8 protein-coding genes are annotated in these 5680 nt (G+C 28.8%); 4 read left to right on the top strand and 4 right to left on the bottom strand.

Annotated features, from left to right (window positions below; all coding sequences use genetic code 11):
• The 3 genes from Q0370_RS10995 to Q0370_RS10990 form a co-directional block, all read left to right on the top strand.
• A partial coding sequence (locus Q0370_RS10995; protein WP_299575660.1) for a TonB family protein occupies positions 1-877 on the top strand: 877 nt, incomplete at its 5' end.
• 46 nt (positions 878-923) lie between these two features.
• A complete protein-coding gene (locus tag Q0370_RS11810; RefSeq protein WP_367270894.1) occupies positions 924-1469 on the top strand; it encodes a transposase zinc-binding domain-containing protein in 546 nt (181 codons plus the stop codon).
• Positions 1421-1753 (top strand): transposase, encoded by a 333-nt coding sequence (locus Q0370_RS10990; protein ID WP_299575658.1) that lies wholly within the window; start codon positions 1421-1423, stop codon positions 1751-1753. Before Q0370_RS11810 ends, Q0370_RS10990 begins: the two co-directional genes overlap by 49 nt.
• Before the next feature lie 227 nt (positions 1754-1980).
• Here the strand turns inward: Q0370_RS10990 and Q0370_RS10985 are convergent, their stop codons facing one another.
• From Q0370_RS10985 to Q0370_RS10970, 4 genes are all read right to left on the bottom strand, one after another.
• Positions 1981-2553 carry a hypothetical protein gene (locus Q0370_RS10985; RefSeq protein WP_299575656.1) on the bottom strand — a complete coding sequence of 191 codons (573 nt, stop codon included), beginning with the start codon at positions 2551-2553 and terminating at the stop codon, positions 1981-1983.
• A gap of 121 nt (positions 2554-2674) precedes the next feature.
• Entirely contained in the window at positions 2675-3280 is a 606-nt protein-coding gene (locus Q0370_RS10980) for an ACP phosphodiesterase (protein ID WP_299575654.1), read from the bottom strand.
• Between the two features lie 263 nt (positions 3281-3543).
• On the bottom strand, positions 3544-3981 hold the full coding sequence (locus tag Q0370_RS10975; RefSeq protein WP_299575652.1) for a nitroreductase family protein: 438 nt from the start codon (positions 3979-3981) through the stop codon (positions 3544-3546).
• On the bottom strand, positions 3890-4291 hold the full coding sequence (locus Q0370_RS10970; protein ID WP_299575650.1) for a nitroreductase family protein: 402 nt from the start codon (positions 4289-4291) through the stop codon (positions 3890-3892). Before Q0370_RS10970 ends, Q0370_RS10975 begins: the two co-directional genes overlap by 92 nt.
• Positions 4292-4545: 254 nt before the next feature.
• On the opposite strand from Q0370_RS10970, the gene Q0370_RS10965 reads away from it, so the two are divergent.
• Positions 4546-5592: a phosphomevalonate kinase gene (locus Q0370_RS10965; RefSeq protein ID WP_299575648.1), complete on the top strand. Its 1047-nt coding sequence runs from the start codon at positions 4546-4548 to the stop codon at positions 5590-5592.
• The last annotated feature ends 88 nt before the right edge of the window (positions 5593-5680 follow it).

The raw sequence follows: 5680 nt of genomic DNA, 5'->3' as shown, positions 1-5680 counted from the left end.
AATTAATAACTTGAATAATCAGAAAGAAAATCAGAAAACTAAAAATACTAAATCAATCTCACAAAATGAACAAGAAAAAGAAGAGCTAAAAGTATTTCCATTAGAAAATAAGAAAAAGGATATTTCACAGGCTATTTCTGGTATTTCATCAACCTCACCTTTAGAATCAATACTTTCCTCAAGAAATACTGAAAAAATTTTACAAAAAAATGAGAACTTGAAAGTAATTTCAAAAGAAAATCTGACAAATGCAGTATCAACATCTACAAATATTTCAAAAAATATTTCAGAAAACGCTGCTGGAAATGACAAAAATGATTCTCGTATTTATAAAACAAGAACTAATAGTGTTGCTGGAAAAAATGAGAATCAGGGAGATGGTACTAATAAAAATAGTAAAAGCAATTCTTTTGTTCAAAAAGTAAGAAATAACGGGAATAATGGAAAAGATGGAAATAACAGGGGAAATATTAATGGAAAAGGTCAAAGTGGAGATAATTCAAAAACAGGAAATTTAGAAAAAATTAGCAAAAATTCTAGTAAAAATCATAATATTGAACGAAAAAGAAGTACTAAAAAAGGGGAAGAGGGAAATGAGAATGTCTGCAATGAAGGGAAAGATTTTACAGTTTCATATAATCCAAATTTGAGTTATCCAACTGGAGCTCAAAGGCTTGGGAATAAAGGAACTGTTACTGTTTTAGCAAGATTCCGTTTTAATAGCAGTGGTTCTGTTAGTGTGATTTCAGTATCAGGCGGGAGCTCAATATTTCAACAGGAGGCAAGGAGAGCAGCTGGTAGAATAAGAGTGAAAATAAAAAATCCTGAAACTTTGAAATGTACGATAACGAAACCATTTACATTTGAACTGAAATAAAAAAAGCCGAATAGAAATTCGGCTGATTTTTTTGTATAATATATTTATGACAAACATTACACAAAATAAACTGAAATATATTTTCAGTAACAACAATATTTTACTAGATTCCTTAAAATTTTTCAAGAAAAATAATATTCGCGACAGTCACCTTGAACATATTAAACTTTCCATTGATAAATTTCTTGCCTGCAGAGATATTTCAAAAGGTTTTGTCAAGTTCAAATGTCCTCTCTGTCCTATTACACATTTGTTCCCTATTACCTGCAAGTCTAAGCTATGTCCTTCTTGTGGTTACAAGTATTCTATGACATGGTCTGATAATATTCAAAAACATATTCTCGATATTGAACACCGGCATGTCCTTTTTACTATCCCTCAAGAATGCAGAAAGTTCTTCTTTTATGACAGATCCCTTCTGTCAAAACTTTCTGCTGCTGTTAATCAGGTTTTCAAGTTCATCTTTCACAATATCAGCAGGAAAAGAAAAAAAAAAACAAAATTTCTGAACATTCCAAATTTTACTTTACTGATTCCGATATTGTGCATTACGGTCTCATTTCTGTCATTCATACTTTTGGCAGGGACCTGAAATGGAACCCTCATGTTCATGCCATTGTTTCATTAGGAGGATTCAATAAAAATCTTGAGTTCAGGAAAATGAGACACTTCAACGTTGACACTATTACTGACAGGCTTAAAGAGGCAATTGATACTTTCAGGAAAAACATTGCCGTGTCAAGATATTCATTTTATCAAAGGCAGATGTACAAGACTTTCGGGATGAATCCTTTTTACTGTCCAGTATGCAAGGTTAAAATGATTGTATGGGAATTTTATCATTACAGACATCCGCCCCTCAAAAAATACTATTAATATTTTATTAATCCAACTAGGTTGGATATTTTGTCGTAGACATTTATATATTTATTTGGCAAAAGAAGAGTAAAAGAGGTTGACGCCTCTTTTAAAATTATCAAATATATCAGTAAATACCTAAAAAATATGAATTTAATTTCCTTATAAAAAACAAAAAAACCTATAGAATATCAAATCCTATAAGTTTTAAAAATTTTATTGATTTTTTATTAAATTATGTTTAACTATTTAACAACTTGCCATTTATTGTCGTTACCTTTTGTAAATTTAACTGTTGATGTTGCCAAATTTATTTTCTTAGTTTTTTTCAAATAATCATATTGTAATTTTATGTATTTTTCAATATCAACTTCGACTTCATCCTTACTGTTATCAACCTTTGTTACATATTTTTTAGCATTATCTCCTAAATACTTATCCAAAGCTTTTTCATCGTATCCTTTTACTAAAAATACAACTTCTCCGTTATTTCCCTTTTCATTTACTTGATATACAGAAACTTCAAATTGCTCAATAAGCATTGTATTTGATTCTTCCCATTGTTTTTTTAATGTTGAATCATTTGTTTTTTCCACATACTTATCCACATCTGGATTTATTGATTTAAGCATTTTTCTTGAACCATAATTTGATATTTCCTGCAAAACTTTTGCATAGTCTTCAGCTGCGGCATTTAAAGTATCATATTTTTTTATTTCTACAGACTCTTTTCCAGCTGGTGCCGCAACCGCTAAATTTGGTATAGTCATCAATCCCCCAAAAACCATTAACCCCATCAAAATTTTTTTTATCTTCATAATCTTTACCATTCTCCTTCTTCCTGCAATTTTGTAAAATCAATTTTTTCCTATGTGTATGTCTAAATTATCTTCATCAACTACAAAAAATTAACTGTTAGCCAATTATACTAAAAATTTTCTATAAACTAAAAAGTGTAGTAAATTTTTTTACACTTTCTTCTTTTACATAAAAAAATTCTTTTATAGATTTTTCTTCAAAGGCAATATAATCTTTTTCCAGCTCTTTTACAGCTAGCCTTAAAATTTCTCCTTTTCTGACTCTTTGAGAAATTCCATAAAATGCACGTTCCAAAAAATCTATATTTTTGTAATTAGACATTACTTTTTCACTTTCAATCCATTTAAATGTTCCTGCAAATTTTTTTGGAAAAAAACTCTGATTTTCAGATATATTATACAGTATCTTCTTTTCAATATTATTAATATTTTCATTGAATAGCCTATCAAAATTTTGGGCTAAAAAATGGTCAATAAACATATCCGATACAATTCCTTTAAAAATACCAAATTTTTCCACAAGTAATTCATTCAAAAAATTCTCATTCCTGTCAGTAATCCCATCAATTATCCGATGCAGGACAATTCCCTCTTTCAATTCTTCAGGAAGCTCTATTTTATCAACTAGCCCCTTATAAAAATCACCTGCAAAATTTCCATATAATGTCTTTTTATTTTCCTGCTCATCAATTTCAAGCGAAATTAGTGAATGTGCTAAAAAATTCATAATCTTTTCTCTTTCTCATTTTACTTTTAAAACTAAACCAGATTAAATGATAAAAATTAAATAAATTTAGAATTTCTCCTACTTTTTCATTTAATTTCAAAAATAATTCAATCTAGTAATTTCATACTAAAGCTCTTTAAATAATGAAGTTATTATAAACTTTTCCAACTAAAGGATATAAACCTAATATTTTCAAATAATTTAAAATATGATTTTCATTTTTTAAAATAAACTAATCCGTCAGCTTTAAAAAATTCCATTAATTATTTCTCATCTAGTTCATCAGAAAATCTGAATCCTTGACTTTCCAAGTCCTGTTTTGATGTATTATAGAAATTTTCGTAGATTCTTACAATCATTTCCTTGTATGACGGTAATTGAGGTGTTCCATTTTCTTCACGCCAAGCCACTGTATCTTTTTCGTGAAATTCCACGCCTTCTTCTACTTTTTTCGCATCATAGGTATCCTCAAATACAAATGTATCTAAAGGAACTCTTGGTTTTACTCTGGTTAATTTTCTTTCCACAGGCACTCCTAGCGTGCTTCCTACTATTGGGAATACATATTCTGGTAATCCAAGCATTTTTATAAATTCTTTTGTTTCCTTTCTAATTGCACCAATTACAGTGCTTCCGTATCCAAGAGCAAGAGCTGCTGTCTGCAAGGCATTTACAACAATTCCCGCATCTACTAATTCCATCCGCAGATTTTGGAGCAATATTTCTCTTGCCAAGAGAATTTGATGCATAAACTCCACGGTGAAAATCAACCAATACAAATACAAAAGCGTCAGCCTGTGCAATATGCTTCTGTCCTCCACAAAGTTCTGCAATTTTTGCCAATTTTTCCTTATCTCTTACAACAATTAATGAAGTTTGCTGTCCATTAACTGAATTTGCTGCTCTTTGAGCTGTTGCAAGTATTGTCTTTAAATCTTCTTCTTTTATCTTTTCCCCTGTAAATTCCCTTACAGAACGTCTATTTTGCAATTGTTTTATCAATTCATTCATTCAAATCACTTCCCTTTTTAAAATTTATTTAATTAATGTTATCACATTATATTTGTATTGTCAAACTATTTGAAATCATTAAATTTCTCCAAGATTATAATGATATAAACTAGAAAAAATCATTATTTTGACATAATGACTATAATTTAAAAATTTAATTTCAAAGTGGTTTTACTATGGCGTTTTTTATGGTATAATTGGTTATTATAAGCATTTTTAATGCCTTACCTTTTATAAAAATGAAAGAGAAAAAAATGTCAAAAAATAAAATAATAACTAACCAAACTTGTGGAAAACTTTATATTGCTGGAGAATATTCCATTCTAACAGCTGGACAAAGTGCAATCATAAAAAACATAAACCTTTTTATGACTTCAAAAATAAATTTTGCTGATAAATATACAATTTTTTCAGATATGTTTGATTATACCATAACTCTTGAAAAAACGGATTTCGATAAAAAAGCTTCACAAAATTTTGACAAAAATTATTCACTCATCTGTGAAACAATATCCGTTATGACTGAATATCTAAAGTTAAATAACTTGGAAATCAAGCCTTTTAATCTGGAAATTAATGGAAAAATGGAAATAGATAACAAAAAACTAGGAATCGGCTCAAGTGGCAGTGTTGTTGTTTTAACAATAAAATCCATTTTAAGTCTATATAATCTAAAAGTTTCAAAGGAAATACTTTTCAAGCTGTCTTCCTATGTTCTGCTAAAACGTGGAGATAATGGATCTATGGGCGATATAGCCTGCATTTCCTACGAAAATTTAATTTTTTATAAATCTTTCGACAGAAAAAAAATTAGTGAGTTAATGAAAAACGAAACTCTGGAAAGTGTTCTAAAAACTAACTGGAATTACGAAATTTCTGAACTTCATTTTAACAAAAACAATTTAAATTGTAATTTTTTAGTCGGATGGACAAAAGAACCTGCTATTTCTAGTAATTTGATAAATATTGTAAAAAGTTCCATTGATGAAAATTTTTTAAAAAATGTAGAAAATATCGTACAAGATTTGAGAATTGCCATGAAAAATGGAGATAAGCCAATGATAAAAAAATGCATTAATAAAAATGGGAAATTACTTCAAAACTTAAATGAAAATATTTATAGCCAAAAATTATTAAAATTAGTAAATTCTGCTCAAAAACTGGATATTTGTGCCAAAAGTAGCGGTGCTGGCGGTGGAGATTGCGGAATTGCCCTTTCCTTTAACAAAAATGATACAAAAACTATTATCAACAGATGGGAAAAATTCGGGATTGAATTGCTGTATGCTGAAAAATTATAAAAAATAGGAGAAATATGAAAAATAGAAAAGATGATCATATCAAGTATGCATTGGAACACAGAAGTGAATATAACAGCTTTGACGATGT

The sequence above is a fragment of the uncultured Leptotrichia sp. genome (assembly GCF_938036635.1).
Taxonomy (GTDB): Bacteria; Fusobacteriota; Fusobacteriia; order Fusobacteriales; family Leptotrichiaceae; genus Leptotrichia; species Leptotrichia hongkongensis.
The sequence above is the reverse complement of the archived record's forward strand: the minus strand, read 5'-3'. Positions and strand labels throughout refer to the sequence as shown.